A 15,271-nucleotide genomic window follows, 5' to 3' on the forward strand; every position below is an offset into this window, starting at 1 on the left:
TCCTCGGCCCGTCCCTGTCGCCGCTGCTGGAATGGAGAGCGACTTTCGTTGTTCTGTACCTCGACGTTAGGACATGGCAGGAAGGGGCGCAACTCAACCCGCCGGGAGGGCCGCCATGCTGTTTCCAACCACGATCGCCGGCTCCTTGCCGAAGCCGGAATGGCTCGCCGAGCCCAACATGCTCTGGGCGCCCTGGAAGTCTGAAGGCGACGAGCTCGCCCGCGCCAAGCGCGATGCGACGCTGATCTGGCTGAAGATTCAGGAGGACGCCGGCATCGACATCGTCACCGAAGGCGAGCAGGCCCGGCAGCATTTCGTGCACGGCTTCCTGGAGAAGATCGAGGGCATCGATTTCGCCCACAAGGTCGAGATGGGGATCCGGAAAGATCGCTACAAGGCGATGGTGCCGCAGGTGGTCGCGCCGCTCCGGCTGAAGGACCGCGTCCATGCCTTCGAGGCGCGCGTCGCACGCACGCACACGAAGAAGCAGCTGAAATTCACCCTGCCCGGCCCGATGACCATCATCGACACCATTGCCGACCGCTATTATGGCGACAGGGTCAAGATGGCCTTTGCCTTCGCCGAGCTCTTGAACGAGGAAGCCAAGGCCTTGCAGGCCGACGGCGTCGATCTCGTGCAGTTCGACGAGCCCGCCTTCAACGTCTACATGGACGAGGTCAATGATTGGGGCATCAAGGCGCTGGAGCGTGCCGCGCAGGGCCTCACCTGCGCCACCGCCGTGCACATCTGCTACGGCTACGGCATCAAGGCCAATACCGACTGGAAGGAGACGCTCGGCAGCCAATGGCGGCAGTACGAGCAGATCTTTCCGGCGATCGATGCGAGCCCGATCCAGCAGGTCGCGATCGAGTGCCGCAATTCCAAGGTGCCGCTCGACCTGCTTGCGCTGCTGAAGAACAAGATCGTGCAGGCCGGCGTCATCGACGTCGCCAGCGACACGGTCGAGACCGCCGGGGACGTCGTGAAGGTGATCGAGGCGGTGTCGCAATTCGTGCCGAAGAGCAACATCATCGCCACCACCAATTGCGGCATGGCGCCGATGCGGCGCGAGATCGCGGAAGCCAAGCTGATGGCGCTCGGCGCCGGCGCGGCGCTGGCGCGCGAGAGGCTGGCGTGATCACGAGACGTCGGTGCCACAGCCCGACGCCGTCGGATGCAGCACGGGCTGATAGCCGGCCATGATGGCGCGCAGCGTCGAAGGCGGCGTCAACAACATCGCTTGATCGACCAGGCGTGCACGCGACGCGTAACCCGCCGGCGACCACAGCAGCGCCTGTCCCTGCATCACCAGAAAGCTGTCTTCGCCCTGCTGCACCATCGCGCCGTCGGGCAGATTCGCCAGCGGCATCGGGAGCGGGTGCAATTGCTTGCGACCGCGATCGAGACGCTCCCGATGCAGAACGGCATCCATCGCCTTGGCGCTGATGTCGCTTGCAGCATTGCCCTTCTCCCACGCCGCGCGAAACCGTTTGGCGTCGTCGCGCCGGCAAAAGAAGCAGGGCCGGTGTCCTGCCGCGAAGGCGGTGGCCTCGTCGAGGAAGAACAGCTCGGTCCAGCTCCGCCGCGCCATCACCGGCCGCCGCCAGCCGCGGAATTCGCACAGGCATGTAATCCAGGCCGGCGTCGACCAACGCTTCTTCAGCAGGGTCTTTGTCGCGGGATTGTGGATGATGCCGCGATTGCCGGTGAATAGGCCGCGGTGCGGCGTGGCGATGATGGCGCCTGTGGGTGTGACGCGGTTTTGGAGAGGCATGGTGTTACCCCGTCATTGCGAGCGAAGCAAAGCAATCCAGATTGCCGCCGCGGCTGCATTCTGGATTGCTTCGTCGTTTCGCTCCTCGCGATGACGGCGTCGCTCACGCCGCGCCGTCGCGCAGCGGCGGGTGGTAGGACAGCGCGGTGTCCCAGGGGAAGAAGATCCACGTGTCCTGCGAGACTTCGGTGATGAAAGTGTCGACCAGCGGGCGTCCCATCGGCTTGGCGTAGACGGTGGCGAAATGCGCATCGGGCAACATCTCGCGCACCATCCTGCCGGTCTTGCCGGTGTCGACGAGGTCATCGACGATCAACAGGCCCTTGCCGGTGCCGCCGCCGAGCGTCATGGTCGCCTCGGAAATGCCCTTGAGCACCTGGAGCTCGCCCTGCTTGTTGTGGTCGTAGCTGGCGATGCAGACCGTATCGATGATGCGCACTCCCAGCTCGCGCGCCACGATCGCGGCGGGCACCAGGCCGCCGCGGGTGATCGCAATCACCGCATGAAACGGACCGACCTCGTTGAGCCGCCAGGTCAGCGCCCGGCAATCCCGGTGGAACTGGTCCCACGAGACGGGGAAGGCCTTGCCTGCCCGCTCCTGCGCACTCAGTTCCGGTGCTTCACCAGCCATCGCCTGTCTCCTGCAATCTCGTCCGGCAATTCCCTGCTAGCGGTTGACGTTCAATCCCGCCAGCATTTCCTTCACCGCGGCCATTGCCGCCGCGAGTTTCTCGGGATCGCGCGAGCGCACCACCAGGTTGGTGTTGGGCTTCTGCTCCTCGTCCATGAAGGGATAGCTGCCGATGATGGTGTCGGGATGGGCGGCGGCGATCGCCCGCAGCGGGCCGCCGATGTCGCCCTCGCGCGCATTGGCGCGGACCGAGTCCGACAGCATGCGCACGCCCGACTTCAGCTTGGGCGCGACGATGTCCATCATCGCCTGCATGATCGACGGCACGCCGGCCATGACGATGACATTGCCGATCTTGAAGCCGGGCGCGAGGATGGTCGCGCTCTGGATCAGCTCGGCACCGTCGGGGATGCGGGCCATGCGCAGCCGGGCCTCGTTGAGGTCCTGCTCGCTCCAGCGCTCGCGGAAGCGGGCGACCACTTCCGGATGATGGTCGATGCCGACGCCGAACGCCTTGGCGACGGCATCTGCGGTGATGTCGTCATGGGTCGGCCCGATGCCGCCCGTGGTGAAGACGTAGGTGTAGCGATGCCGCAATGCATCCAGTGCAGCGATGATATCCGGCTCGTCGTCGGAGACGACACGCACCTCCTTCAGGTCGATGCCGATATTGGTCAGGTATTCGGCGATGAAGCCGATATTCTTGTCCTTGGTCCGGCCGGACAGGATTTCGTCTCCGATGACCAGAATGCCCGCCGTGACGATCTCGCTCATGCCTTAAGTCCCTCACCTGTGACGCCGACTTTGCCGAGGTAACGCGTTGAAGTCACGCGGTTTTGCTTCTGAAATAAGCAGTCTTCAGCCATTTTTTCAGGCACGCCGCCGGCCGTCCGCGGCAAATGCCCCCTCTCCATGCTTATCGCGCTGGCCCGGCCCTTGCTACCACATGAAAGTCATGCACTGTTGACGCATGGCCACAGGACGTTGCGGTCTCATCAAGGCCGACGCGACCTGGCGCATGGCGCAACGCCTGGGGAGACAAGTCGGGATCTATGGCAGTCGCGTTTGACGAAATGAACATTCCCGGCGGGGACCTCCGCCCCGCCTATCAGGAGCTGGCGCGCTGGCTCAAGGAGACGCCTCCCGAGGCGCTCGAATATCGCCGCCAGGAGGCCGAGCTCCTGTTCCGCCGGATCGGCATCACCTTCGCGGTCTACGGCGATTCCGAGTCCACCGAGCGCCTGATCCCCTTCGATGTGATTCCGCGGATCATGTCCGGCAAGGAATGGGCGCGGCTGGAGAAGGGCCTGAAGCAGCGCGTGCGCGCGCTCAACATGTTCCTGCGCGACATCTATCACGGCCGCGACATCCTCCGCGCCGACATCGTGCCCGACGATCTGATCTTCCAGAACCCGGTGTTCCGTCCCGAGATGAACGGCCAGCAGGTGCCGCACGACGTCTACGTGCACATCGCCGGCATCGACATCGTGCGGGTCGACGCCGAGGACTTCATCGTGCTGGAGGACAACGCTCGCACGCCGTCGGGCGTGTCCTACATGCTGGAAAACCGCGAGATCATGATGCGGCTGTTTCCGGATCTGTTCGCCCGCCACAGGGTGGCGCCGGTCGAGCGCTATCCGGACGAGCTGCTCGCAGCGCTCCGCTCGGTCGCGCCGCAAAGCGCCTCCGGCGAGCCGACGGTGGCCCTGCTCACTCCGGGCGTCTACAATTCGGCCTATTACGAGCACTCCTTCCTCGCCGACAAGCTCGGCATCGAGCTGGTCGAAGGCCGCGACCTCGTCGTCAAGAACAACGAAGTGTTCATGCGGACGACGGAAGGCCTGAAGCGGGTCGACGTGATCTATCGCCGCGTCGACGACGATTTCCTCGATCCGCTCACCTTCCGACCCGATTCGGTGCTCGGCGTGCCCGGGCTGATGTCGGCCTACGCGGCCGGCAACATCACGCTCGCCAACGCCGTCGGCACCGGCATCGCCGACGACAAGGCGATCTACTCCTACATGCCCGACATCGTGAAATTCTATCTCGGCGAGGAGCCGATCCTGAAGAACGTGCCGACCTGGCGCTGCCGCGAGCCGAAGGACCTCGCCTATGTGCTGGACAATTTAAGCGAGCTCGTCGTCAAGGAAGTGCACGGCTCCGGCGGCTACGGCATGCTGATCGGCCCCGCCGCGACCAAGGCGACGATCGAAGCGTTCCGCGACAAGCTCAAGCGCGAGCCGGAAGGTTTCATCGCCCAGCCGACCCTGGCGCTCTCGACCTGCCCGACCTGCACGGCGTCGGGCCTCGCTCCACGTCACGTCGATCTTCGCCCCTTCGTGCTCACGGGCAGCAAGAGCACGACCATCGTGCCGGGCGGGCTCACCCGCGTCGCGCTCAAGGAAGGCTCGCTGGTGGTCAACTCGAGCCAGGGCGGCGGCACCAAGGACACCTGGATTCTGGACGAGTAGAGAGATGCTGTCGCGCACCGCCGAAAACCTCTACTGGCTCGCCCGCTACGTCGAACGGGCCGAATATCTCGCGCGCACCATCGATGCGACGCTGCGCGTCACCGCGCTTCCCGCCGCCTATATCGGCAAGACCAATGAATGGGATTCGGCGCTGCTCACCGCCGGCGTCGCCGCGAGCTTCTATCAGGCCTATGAGGAAGCCAACGAGCACAACGTCGTCGAGTATCTCTCGTTCTCCCAGAACAACCCGTCCTCGATCCGAAACTGCATCGAAGCGGCGCGGCTGAACTCGCGCTCGGTGCGCACGGCCCTCACCAGCGAGATGTGGGACACCATCAACTCGGCCTGGATCGAGCTTCAGGCGGTGTGGAGCAAGGGCACCTCGACGCGCGAGGATCTCGCAAAATTCCTGCGCTTCGTGCAGGAGACCTCGCTGCGCTTCGACGGCTCGGCCTATCGGACCATGCTGCGCAACGACGCCTATTGGTTCTCGCGCATGGGCGTGCATCTGGAGCGCGCCGACAACACCGCGCGCATCCTCGACGTGAAGTATCACGTGCTGCTGCCCGAGGAGGAGCATGTCGGCGGCCCGCTCGACTTCTACCAGTGGAGCTCGATCCTGCGCTCGGTCTCGGCGCTGACGGCCTATCACTGGGTCTATCGCGAGACGCTGAAGCCCTGGCTGATCGCGGACCTGTTGATCCTCAACGACACACTGCCGCGCTCGCTCGCCAGCTGCTACGGCAACCTCGTGCGCAACCTCGACCAGATCGGCGTCGCCTATGGCCGCCAGGGTCCGGCCCAGCGCCACGCCCGCGGCATCCGCAACCGGCTGGAGCACAGCAACATGAACGACATTTTCCAGCATGGCGTGCATGAATTCATTCAGGAATTCATCGCGGACAATTCCAGGCTGGGCGAAATCATCACGAAGCAGTATTTGATCTGACCTTCGGTCATTCCGGGGCGCCCGAAGGGCGAACCCGGAACCTCGAGATTCCGGGTTCGATGCTGGCGCATCGCCCCGGAATGACGGAGCAAATAATCCACCATGCGCCTGCGAATCCAGCACACCACGACCTATCGCTACGAGCCGCCGGCCACCAGCGTGATCCAGATCCTGCGCATGACGCCGGGCAGCCATGACGGGCAGTACGTCGCGGAATGGCAGATCGACGTCTCCACCGACACCAAGCTCGACATGCATGAGGACGCGTTCGGCAACGTCACCCATGTGCTGTCCTGCGGGCCCGTCGGCGACATCCAGATCATTGCCGAAGGGCTGATCGAAACCCACGACACCGGCGGCGTGCTGCGCGGCAGCGATGAGCGTTTTCCCCCGGGCATGTTCCTGCGCGCCACCGACCTCACCTCGGTCAATCCGGCGATGGCGGCGGTCGCGCGCCAATTGCGCAGTGAAGCCGAGAGCGACACGCTGGGCTTCCTGCACACGCTGATGACGCAGGTGGCCGATCACATGACGTTCGACGAGGACCCCACCAACAGCGGCACGTCCGCGGCGGAGGCGTTCACGCTCAAGCGCGGGGTCTGCCAGGATTACGCGCACATCTTCATCGCCTGCGCCCGCGCCGGCGGCGTGCCGGCGCGCTTCGTCTCCGGGCATTTCCTGCGTGCGGACGACACCGTGCACCAGGAGGCCGGCCATGCCTGGGCGGAGGCCTACGTGCCCGATCTCGGCTGGGTCGGCTTCGATCCCGCCAACAGCATCTGCGCGACCGACGCGCATGTCCGCCTCGCGATCGGGCTCGACTATCTCGGCGCGGCCCCGGTGCGCGGCACGCGCTACGGCGGCGGCACGGAGACGCTGACGGTGGCGGTGAAGGTCGAACAGGCCGGCCGCGGCGGGCAGTCGCAATCGCAGTCCCAGCGGCAGAGCTAGCTAGCAGTCGCCGGCCGAACACATTCGGCGTGCTACAATTGCGGGATCGGATCAGACCCGCGAGGTAGCCATGGCGACTGTAAAACTGCTTTCGGATGATGAACTCTCGACTGAAGCGCGCGCCGTCTTCGACGATATCCGCAAGGTGCGGAAATCGGACTTCGTCAACAATTTCTGGCGCGCGCTGGCGCATGATCCGAAGACGCTGCGGCGGACCTGGGAGAGCATCAAGGAGGTGATGGCTCCCGGCGCGCTCGATCCCAAGGTCAAGGAAATGCTCTACGTCGCGGTCTCGATCGCGCATGGCTGCAGCTACTGCATCCATTCGCACACGGCCGCGGCACGGGCCAAGGGCATGAGCGAGGCCGAATATGGCGAGCTGCTCGCCATCGTCGGCATGGCCGCGGAGACGAACAGGCTGGTCACCGCGCTCGGCGTGCCGGTCGATGAGGCGTTTCTCGTCGATGCGGCGGGCTGAGCGGCAAAGCTAGCGTCGTTCCGGGCTCGCGCTTACGCACGCCCCGGAATGACAGCCTTCCCCCGCGGGAATCGGGGGTTTCATGGCTCCCTGAAATTGGCTAGTAATTCCGCGCAAACGCGTTCGGGGACTGGAAATGACCTATTGCTGCGGAATCCTGGTTCGGGACGGTCTGGTGATGATCGCCGATACCCGCACCAATGCCGGCCTCGACAACGTCTCGACCTTCCGCAAGCTGCACATCTTCTCCAAGCCCGGCGAGCGCATCATGGCGATCGCCAGTGCCGGCAACCTCGCCATCAGCCAGTCGGTGCTGTCGACGCTGACCGAGGGCCTCGAAGACCCCAATACGGGCGAGATCGAGACGCTGATGAACGCGCCGACCATGTTCCAGGCTGCCCAGCGCATCGGCCGGGCGATCCGGGCGGTGCATGCCACCGAAGGGCCGGCGCTGAAATCCGAGGACGTGTCCTTCGACGTCTCCTTTCTATTCGGCGGCCAGATCAAGGGCGCGCGGATGCGCCTGTTCATGGTCTACACCGCCGGCAATTTCATCGAGTGCACCACCGACACACCCTACCTGCAGATCGGCGAGCACAAATACGGCAAGCCGGTGCTCGACCGCGCCATGCATTACGATGTCGAGCTCTACGAGGCGCTGAAGACCGGCCTGATCTCGATGGATTCGACGATGCGCTCGAACCTCGGCGTCGGCCTGCCGATCGACGTGCTGGTGGTGCGCAACGATGCCTGCGAAGCCGATCTCAACCATCGCATCGAGGCGGGCGAGCCCTATTTCCACGACCTTCGCTCACGCTGGTCGGCGGCCTTGCGCGCGGCTCACCAGAACATTCCGCGCCCGCCCTACAAGAACGACAAAGAACCCAAAACCTGACAGCAGAAGAGAAAAGGCAGGAAACGATGAGTAACGCGAACAAGATCGCATTGGTGACGGGCGCCGGCACCGGCGTCGGGCGCGCGGCGTCGCTGGCGCTGATGAACACCGGCTTCACCGTGGTGCTCACCGGGCGCCGGCTCGACATGCTCGAGGAGACGGCAAAGCTCGGTCCCGCGGGAAAAAGCCTCTGCGTCACCGCCGACATGACCAAGCCGGACTCCATCGCCGCGCTGTTCGACAAGGTGAAGGCGACCTATGGCCGGCTCGACGTGCTCTTCAACAATGCCGGCATGGGCGCGCCGGCCGTCAACTTCGAGGATCTCAGCCTCGAGCAATGGCAGGCCGTGGTGAACACCAACCTCACCGGCCCGTTCCTGTGCACCCAGCACGCCTTCCGCATCATGAAGGACCAGACCCCGCGCGGCGGCCGCATCATCAACAACGGCTCCATCTCGGCGCACGCACCGCGGCCGTTCTCGGCGGCCTATACCTCGACCAAGCACGCCATCACCGGCCTCACCAAGGCCTCCAATCTCGACGGCCGCATGTACGACATCGCGGTCGGCCAGGTCGACATCGGCAATGCCGCGACCCCGATGACCGACCGCATGGTCAACGGCCCCGGCGTGCTGCAGCCCGACGGCACCACCAAGCACGAGCCGCGCATGGACGCGAAAGCGGTCGGCGATGCCGTGGCCTACATGGCCAGCCTGCCGCTCGATGCCAACGTGCTGACCATGACAGTGATGGCGACCAAGATGCCGTTCGTGGGGCGGGGCTGAACAAAAACGCGAAAACAACCCCATGCACAGTAGGCGTCAAGAGGCGCCTGCTGCTGCCGGGCCGCGGGTGTGACGCGAGTTAAGTCTCCACGCCATCTCAACAATCGTCATTGCGAGCGCAGCGAAGCAATCCAGGCTGCCGCCGCGGTGAGATTCTGGATTGCTTCGTCGCAAGAGCTCCTCGCAATGACGTGGAGAGAGCGGAGCCCCAACAACGGCCCGCTTCCCCGCCCCAGCGGCATTGCCTTTGCAATGTACACCCGGCCATAATCATCGAGGGGCTTGGGACATCATGCTGCGCCTGCAATCTGCACTCGGCATTTTCGCATTGCTGCTGATCGCCTTCGCGCTGGCGGAGAATCGGCGCGCCGTGTCGCTGCGGCAGGCGGCGATCGGCCTCGCCGCGACCTTCGTCACCGCCCTCGTGCTGCTGAAGCTGCCGGTCGTCGCTCATGCCTTCGGCGCCATCAACGACGCGGTCGGGGCGATCTCGGCGGCCTCGCGGGCCGGCTCCGCCTTCGTGTTCGGCTATATCGGCGGCGGACCCCTGCCCTTCGACCTGAAGGCGCCAGGCGCGGACTTCATCCTGGCGTTCCAGGCGCTGCCGATCGTGCTGGTGATGAGCGTGCTGACGACGCTGTTGTTCTATTGGCGCGTGCTGCCGCCGATCGTCCGCGGCATGGCCTGGCTGCTGGAGCGCACGCTGGGCGTCGGTGGCGCCGTCGGGCTTTCGACCGCCGCCAACATTTTCCTCGGCATGGTCGAGGCGCCGCTGTTCGTGCGGCCGTATCTGGCACAGATGACGCGCAGCGAGTTGTTCCTGGTCATGACCGGCGGCATGGCGGGCATCGCCGGCACCGTGCTGGTGCTCTATGCGACGCTGCTGGCACCGCTCATTCCCGACGCCGCCGCACATTTCGTCATCGCCTCGGTGCTCGGCGCGCCGGCGGCGATCCTGGTCAGCCTGATCATGGTCCCTGAAACCTCCGACAAGCGCACCGGCGGCGCGCTGGAGGATCCGCAAATGGAGGTCGCCAGCACGATGGACGCGATCGTGAAAGGCACCAGTGCCGGCATCGAGCTGCTGATCAACATCGTCGCGATGCTGCTGGTGCTGGTGGCGCTGGTCTATCTCGTCAACGCAATCCTCGGCCTGCTCCCGCAGGTCGGCGGCGCCGCGATCTCGCTGCAGCGGCTGCTCGGCCTCGTCATGGCGCCGGTGTGCTGGCTGATGGGATTGCCGTGGGACCAGGCGATCACGGCCGGCAGCCTGATGGGCACCAAGACCGTGCTCAATGAATTGATCGCCTATGTCGACTTCTCGAAGCTGCCGCCCGATACGCTCGAGCCGCGCTCGCGCCTGATCATGCTCTATGCAATGTGCGGCTTCGCCAATTTCGCCAGCCTCGGCATCATGATCGGCGGCTTAGGTGTGATGGCACCCGAGCGGCGCGAGGAGATCAATGCGCTCGGGCTGAAGTCGATCGTGTCTGGGACGCTGACGACGTGTCTGATGGGGGCGGTGGTGGGGGTCTTGGCGTAGGCTCTCTCTGCCGTCATTGCGAGCGAAGGAAGCAATCCAGAAATGCGTCCGCGGAGACAGTCCGGATTGCTTCGTCGCGAGAGCTCCTCGCAATGACGACGGTAAGTGTCTGTGCCTCAACCGCACAATTTCGACTTCTGCAGGATGCGACGCACCTCGGGCATCTTGGCACGGCATGGCTCGGCCGCCATGGCCTTCGCCTCGCTGGTTCGCCCCTGCACCCACAGCAACACCGCCATCAAGCCCTGCGCCCCGGAGCGCACCGGCCCACCCGCCACATCCGAAGCTGCGAGCGACATGGCGGTTCGCGCTTCCCTCTCGGCGGCGTTGATATCCGCTTGTTCCAGGAAGAAGACGGCACGGTACACGTGAGCCCGTGCGTCTTTCGGGTAGCGGGTGACGAGATCGAGCGACCGGCTGACCATCTCGTCAGCCTTCACCGGCACTTCCGACGCGCGGATGTAGTGCGCGGCATCGGCCATGTAGGCCGAATAATGTGCGGCGGCGAAGCCGGCGCAGATGAGAGATCCGATGGATCCGGCGAGCAAGGTCATGCTCGCGCTCCGCGGCAGGCTGTCATAGGACCAGAAGGCCAGCCACGGCGTGACGGCGAGCGCGGCGCCGGCCACCGCACCGCCTGCATGGGCGTAATAGTTGACGTTGCCGGAAGCGCCAAAGGCCATTGGCAGCAGTGCGGGAACACCGAAGAACAGCGACGTCTTCAGCCTCGATATGGTCTGATCGGCGTCCGCTTCGGGATCGAAGCTTGCGACGAACAGCGCGGCGATCAGCGCAGTGATGGCGCCGGACGCACCGACGCCGACGGTGCCGGGGCCGTTGCCGAGCAGCGAGCCGGCCTCACCGGCCAATGCACCGGCGACAAAGATCAAGGCAAACCAGCCGCGGCCGATCAGCGATTCCAGCCTGACGCCGACGATGAACAGCGCCACGCAGTTGCTCACGAGGTGCCACCCGCTGCCATGCAGAAGCGGCGCAAGGCCGATCCGCCACCACTCCCCCCTTCCGACGACGAGATCGTAGCCGGACGCGCCTTGAGCGATCAGCGAGCGCACATCGATGTCGCCGTCCCGCGCGATGTCGATGGCGAGACTACGTTGCAGAACGAAGATCAGGAGTAGACCGAAGATCAGGCCGATGGTGAGGAAGGGGATATCGGCCAGAAGCTTGTTGTCGGCAAAAAGCGCCTCCTCGCTGGAAGAGGGCTTCTCAATGGCGGCCGGCGCGGCGGCGGCTTGAAACGATGCTCTTGGAGCTGGCGCTACGGTGCCGCGTCGGCCAAAAGTGTTGGTCGCCATGAAAGCATTTCCCGCGTTGTCACAGCCTTGAGTTGACGCGAGAGATATCTTCGACTGGTTAGCACCAGGCTTGCGGGGCGGCTGAAATCATCCCGATTGCTGACCGCCCGGTTTCTCGGATCGAGCGCATTTTAGCGATCGAGAGTTGCGCTTACGCCTTCAGCTCCACCGTCTTGAACTCAGCCGGGAGGATCACCTCCAGCAGCTCCACGTCGTCTGAATAGTCCAAGATCATGTGCCTGATCTTCGGCGGCTGGGTCCAGGCGCTGCCTTGCTTCATCAAGGTCTCGCCCTGCCCGTCCATATAGGTCTTCACCCAGCCCTTGAGCACGTAGACCATCTGGAATTCGACGTCGTGATAGTGGAGCTTGGACACCTCGGCCGGGTTGCAGGGGCCTTGCAAGCGGATCACATGCGCCTGCGCGAGGCCATGGGTCGCCTCGGCGATGCCGAGGTCGCGATACTTGGCGTAGGCGCGCAGGCCGTCGGCCTTGAAGTCTTCCTCGCGGTGATGGCTGACGGCGATGCGCTGCTTCGGACGTGCGGGCTTCTTCGGCGCGGCAATGCGCGCCTTCGCCTTCACGGCCTTGCGTGCCGAGGATCGCGCCGCCGCCTTGGCGCCGCTCCGCTTCTTCACCGCGGTCTTCAATGCGGGCCTCGATGCCTTTTGCTTGGCCATTGTCTGCCTCCCTGTTGTGAGCCGCGCCATCGCACCGGTGTGGCCCGAAGGTAAGCTTACCCAGTCCCGGGCGAGGCAGCAATTGCCGAGCTTGAGGCCAATCACGCGATCACGCCATCGATCGTAGCTTGCCCCAAGCTGGCGTGGCGAGCGGCCGTCGTCTCGTGTTCGCTTTCGCGCTGAACTAGTCTCGCCCGGACATCCGGGGGAATTGATTCATGGGCAGCAATTTCGGTCAGCGTGCATTTCAAAATGCGCGGCTTCAGAAGCGGCAAAAGGCCGACGTGCTGCCGTTGCTCGGGCAAGCACTCGAATTGCACAAGAAGGGGCGCCTGCTTGAAGCCAAGGCTGCCTATTGCCAGCTCCTGCAGATCGCGCCCAATCAATTCATCGCTCTGCACATGCTCGGCGCCCTGGAGTCCGATGCCGGGAATTATCAGCAGGCCGAGATCCTGCTGAGCCGGGCGGTTGCCGTCGATCCGCGATCGGCCGAAGCCCATATGGGCCTGGGCGTCGCGCTGAACGGGCTGAAACGTCACGCTGAGGCCCGCGACAATTATTGCAAGGCCCTCGCCTTGCGGCCCAACTTCGCCCTCGCCCTCTCCAACCTCGGGAACGCCAACGCGGCCCTTGATCGCTACCAGGAAGCGCTCGACAGCTACGATCGGGCGCTCGCCATCGACGGAAACCTTGCCGAAGCCCACAACGGCCGCGGCTCTGCGCTCTGCCGTCTGCGCAATTACGACGAGGCACTCGCAAGCCTGAACCGCGCGCTGGCGATCAAGCCCGACTATGCGGCGGCGCTGGCGAACCGCGCCGTGGCACTCCGGGAGCTGCAGCGATTTGACGAGGCCATGGCGGATTGCAACCGGGCAATCGCCCTCGCCCCTGACGACGTGAACGGATGGCTCTGCCGCGCCAATGTCCTGCTCCAGACCCGGCAGATGGCCCAGGCACTATCCGATTGCGAGAGGGCGCTGGCGATCGCGCCCGATTCCGATCAAGCTCACCTGGTGCTGGGCCTCTGCCTTGCCGGACTCGGCCGGGTCGACGAAGCCCTCGCCAGTTTCGACAGGGCCCTCGACATCAGGCCCGATCTCGAGAGCGCGATCTCCAGCAAGATCTTCGCGCTCGATTTCGTGCCGGACGCCAGCGTCGAGCGGCATCAGCAGGCGCGACGCCTATGGTGGGAGCGGATCGGCGCGAAGATCGCTTCAGAAGCGGCGGCGCCGCATGACAACAGCCGCGATCCGGATCGCCGCCTGGTGCTCGGCTACGTCTCGTCGGACTTCAACGCGCATTCGGCCGCGTTCATTTTCAAGCCCGTCCTGCAGCACCATGACCGGGCCGAGTTTGAGATCGTGTGCTATTCGTGCTCGGCGAAAGTGGACGCGACGACACGGGAGTTTCAAGGCATCGCCGATCGCTGGCGTGATGCCTCGCAATGGAGCGACGATCGCCTCGCCGCCCAGATTCGCGACGATCGCATCGATATCCTGATCGATCTGTCCGGCCACACAAAAGGAAACCGCCTCGGCGTATTTGCGCGCAAGCCGGCACCGATCCAGGCGCACGGCTGGGGCCACGGCACCGGCACCGGATTGCCGACGATCGACTATCTGTTCTCGGATCCGGTCGGGATTCCGCACGACGTTCGGCATCTGTTTGCAGAGACGATCGTCGACCTGCCGTGCTTCGTGACGCTGGCGCCGCTGCCACCCGGAATTGCGCAGGGCAAGACGCCGGCGCTCTCGAACGGCTTCGTCACGTTCGGTGTCTTCAACCGCATCAGCAAGATCTCCGACGAGGCCGCAGAAGTCTGGTCCAGGATCCTCGAGCGGGTGCCTGGCTCGCGACTGCTGATTAAGGATGTGGCGCTCGACGATCAACTGGTCCGGGACAAGCTGCTGGCGCGATTTGCGGCGTGCCGATTGCCGGCCGAACGCGTCGATCTGCTCGGAGCCACCTTGCGGGACGCGCATCTGGCCTCGTTCAATCGTATCGATATTGCCCTCGATCCGTTCCCGCAGAACGGCGGTGTCAGCACGTGGGAAGCCCTGCAGATGGGCGTGCCCGTGGTGGCGAAGCTCGGCAACAGCCTGCCCGGCCGCGCTGCCGGCGCCATCCTCTCCGCGCTTGGCCTGCCGGACTGGGTCGCCGACAACGAGGAGGCCTATGTCGAGATCGCAGCCGGCCGCGCGGCTGAGATCGGCGAGCTCGACAAGTTGCGGCGCGAACTGCCCGCAACGATCAACGCTGCGGCCGCGGGCAACCCCGTCTCATATGCGCAAGCGGTGGACGCGGCCTATCGCGCGATGTGGCAACGCTATTGCAGCGGCGCTGTCTGATTGCGTGATCTCGTCGGGTGGATTAGCCGGAGGCGTAATCCACCATTTCTGTTTCGGCACGCGGAGAGAAACGAGGTGGATTACGCCAGCGACAGCGCGTCGCGCCGCCGCAGGCTAATCCACTCTACGCGGCCTCAATGCAGGCGGAACACGCCGTCGACGGCGCGGAGCTCGGCCGGCTTGATCAGCTTGGAATGCGCCACCGTGACCGAATGGAGAGGGCCGTCGAGCTTCTCCTGCCAGAACGCCAGGAAGTCCTTCAGGGCCGGAAATTTCGGAAACATGTCGTAGTTCTGCCAGACATAGGTCTGGAGCAGTGAGGGATGATCCGGCATCCGATAGAGAATTTGTGCCGTCGTCAGCCCGTAGCCCAGCATCTGTTTCCGGAATTCCTCCGAAACGCCCCCAACGCGCAGTCCCATGCCAAACCTCCTTTGCAGGAGCGCATTCG

The 15,271-nt window shown here is 64.6% G+C and carries 15 protein-coding genes; 9 read left to right on the top strand and 6 right to left on the bottom strand.

All coding sequences use genetic code 11. From position 1 onward, the window contains the following. The first annotated feature begins 115 nt into the window (after positions 1 to 115). The gene (locus P0R31_RS13645) at positions 116 to 1,138 is read left to right on the top strand and encodes a methionine synthase (RefSeq protein WP_275514523.1); all 1,023 of its coding nucleotides are present in this window, start codon (positions 116 to 118) and stop codon (positions 1,136 to 1,138) included. On the opposite strand, the gene P0R31_RS13650 is transcribed toward P0R31_RS13645, so the two are convergent. The 3 genes from P0R31_RS13650 to P0R31_RS13660 form a co-directional block, all read right to left on the bottom strand. Beyond that, entirely contained in the window at positions 1,139 to 1,774 is a 636-nt protein-coding gene (locus tag P0R31_RS13650; protein ID WP_275514524.1) for a hypothetical protein, read from the bottom strand. It lies immediately after the preceding gene. A gap of 103 nt (positions 1,775 to 1,877) precedes the next feature. Beyond that, a complete protein-coding gene (gpt, locus tag P0R31_RS13655) occupies positions 1,878 to 2,405 on the bottom strand; it encodes a xanthine phosphoribosyltransferase (RefSeq protein ID WP_271544783.1) in 528 nt (175 codons plus the stop codon). Between the two features lie 36 nt (positions 2,406 to 2,441). Then, positions 2,442 to 3,179 (bottom strand): competence/damage-inducible protein A, encoded by a 738-nt coding sequence (locus P0R31_RS13660; protein WP_275514525.1) that lies wholly within the window; start codon positions 3,177 to 3,179, stop codon positions 2,442 to 2,444. A 278-nt stretch (positions 3,180 to 3,457) separates the two neighbouring features. Here P0R31_RS13660 and P0R31_RS13665 point away from each other — a divergent pair, with 278 nt between their 5' ends. The 7 genes from P0R31_RS13665 to P0R31_RS13695 all read left to right on the top strand — a co-directional run bounded on the left by P0R31_RS13665 (position 3,458) and on the right by P0R31_RS13695 (position 10,477). After that, the gene (locus P0R31_RS13665) at positions 3,458 to 4,876 is read left to right on the top strand and encodes a circularly permuted type 2 ATP-grasp protein (RefSeq protein ID WP_036015353.1); all 1,419 of its coding nucleotides are present in this window, start codon (positions 3,458 to 3,460) and stop codon (positions 4,874 to 4,876) included. 4 nt (positions 4,877 to 4,880) lie between these two features. Beyond that, entirely contained in the window at positions 4,881 to 5,825 is a 945-nt protein-coding gene (locus P0R31_RS13670; RefSeq protein WP_036015356.1) for an alpha-E domain-containing protein, read from the top strand. 102 nt (positions 5,826 to 5,927) lie between these two features. Then, positions 5,928 to 6,776 (top strand): transglutaminase family protein, encoded by an 849-nt coding sequence (locus tag P0R31_RS13675; protein ID WP_275514526.1) that lies wholly within the window; start codon positions 5,928 to 5,930, stop codon positions 6,774 to 6,776. A gap of 70 nt (positions 6,777 to 6,846) precedes the next feature. Beyond that, complete coding sequence (locus tag P0R31_RS13680; RefSeq protein WP_275514527.1) at positions 6,847 to 7,254, top strand: carboxymuconolactone decarboxylase family protein; 408 nt, start codon at positions 6,847 to 6,849, stop codon at positions 7,252 to 7,254. A gap of 136 nt (positions 7,255 to 7,390) precedes the next feature. Continuing rightward, entirely contained in the window at positions 7,391 to 8,149 is a 759-nt protein-coding gene (locus tag P0R31_RS13685) for a proteasome-type protease (RefSeq protein WP_036015360.1), read from the top strand. A 26-nt stretch (positions 8,150 to 8,175) separates the two neighbouring features. Next, the gene (locus P0R31_RS13690; RefSeq protein ID WP_275514528.1) at positions 8,176 to 8,934 is read left to right on the top strand and encodes an SDR family oxidoreductase; all 759 of its coding nucleotides are present in this window, start codon (positions 8,176 to 8,178) and stop codon (positions 8,932 to 8,934) included. A gap of 292 nt (positions 8,935 to 9,226) precedes the next feature. Continuing rightward, positions 9,227 to 10,477: a NupC/NupG family nucleoside CNT transporter gene (locus tag P0R31_RS13695; RefSeq protein ID WP_275514529.1), complete on the top strand. Its 1,251-nt coding sequence runs from the start codon at positions 9,227 to 9,229 to the stop codon at positions 10,475 to 10,477. A gap of 116 nt (positions 10,478 to 10,593) precedes the next feature. Here P0R31_RS13695 and P0R31_RS13700 read toward each other — a convergent pair whose 3' ends face one another. Together P0R31_RS13700 and P0R31_RS13705 are read right to left on the bottom strand one after the other, a co-directional pair. After that, positions 10,594 to 11,793: a rhomboid family intramembrane serine protease gene (locus tag P0R31_RS13700; RefSeq protein ID WP_275514530.1), complete on the bottom strand. Its 1,200-nt coding sequence runs from the start codon at positions 11,791 to 11,793 to the stop codon at positions 10,594 to 10,596. 151 nt (positions 11,794 to 11,944) lie between these two features. Next, positions 11,945 to 12,472 carry a cupin domain-containing protein gene (locus tag P0R31_RS13705; RefSeq protein ID WP_275514531.1) on the bottom strand — a complete coding sequence of 176 codons (528 nt, stop codon included), beginning with the start codon at positions 12,470 to 12,472 and terminating at the stop codon, positions 11,945 to 11,947. A 218-nt stretch (positions 12,473 to 12,690) separates the two neighbouring features. Between P0R31_RS13705 and P0R31_RS13710 the strand changes: the two genes are divergently transcribed. Next, positions 12,691 to 14,820: a tetratricopeptide repeat protein gene (locus P0R31_RS13710; RefSeq protein WP_275514532.1), complete on the top strand. Its 2,130-nt coding sequence runs from the start codon at positions 12,691 to 12,693 to the stop codon at positions 14,818 to 14,820. 134 nt (positions 14,821 to 14,954) lie between these two features. On the opposite strand, the gene P0R31_RS13715 is transcribed toward P0R31_RS13710, so the two are convergent. Beyond that, positions 14,955 to 15,242 carry an usg protein gene (locus P0R31_RS13715; protein WP_036046235.1) on the bottom strand — a complete coding sequence of 96 codons (288 nt, stop codon included), beginning with the start codon at positions 15,240 to 15,242 and terminating at the stop codon, positions 14,955 to 14,957. Positions 15,243 to 15,271 lie beyond the last annotated feature (29 nt).

The sequence above is a fragment of the Bradyrhizobium yuanmingense genome (genome assembly GCF_029167105.1).
Lineage (GTDB): Bacteria > Pseudomonadota > Alphaproteobacteria > Rhizobiales > Xanthobacteraceae > Bradyrhizobium > Bradyrhizobium yuanmingense_A.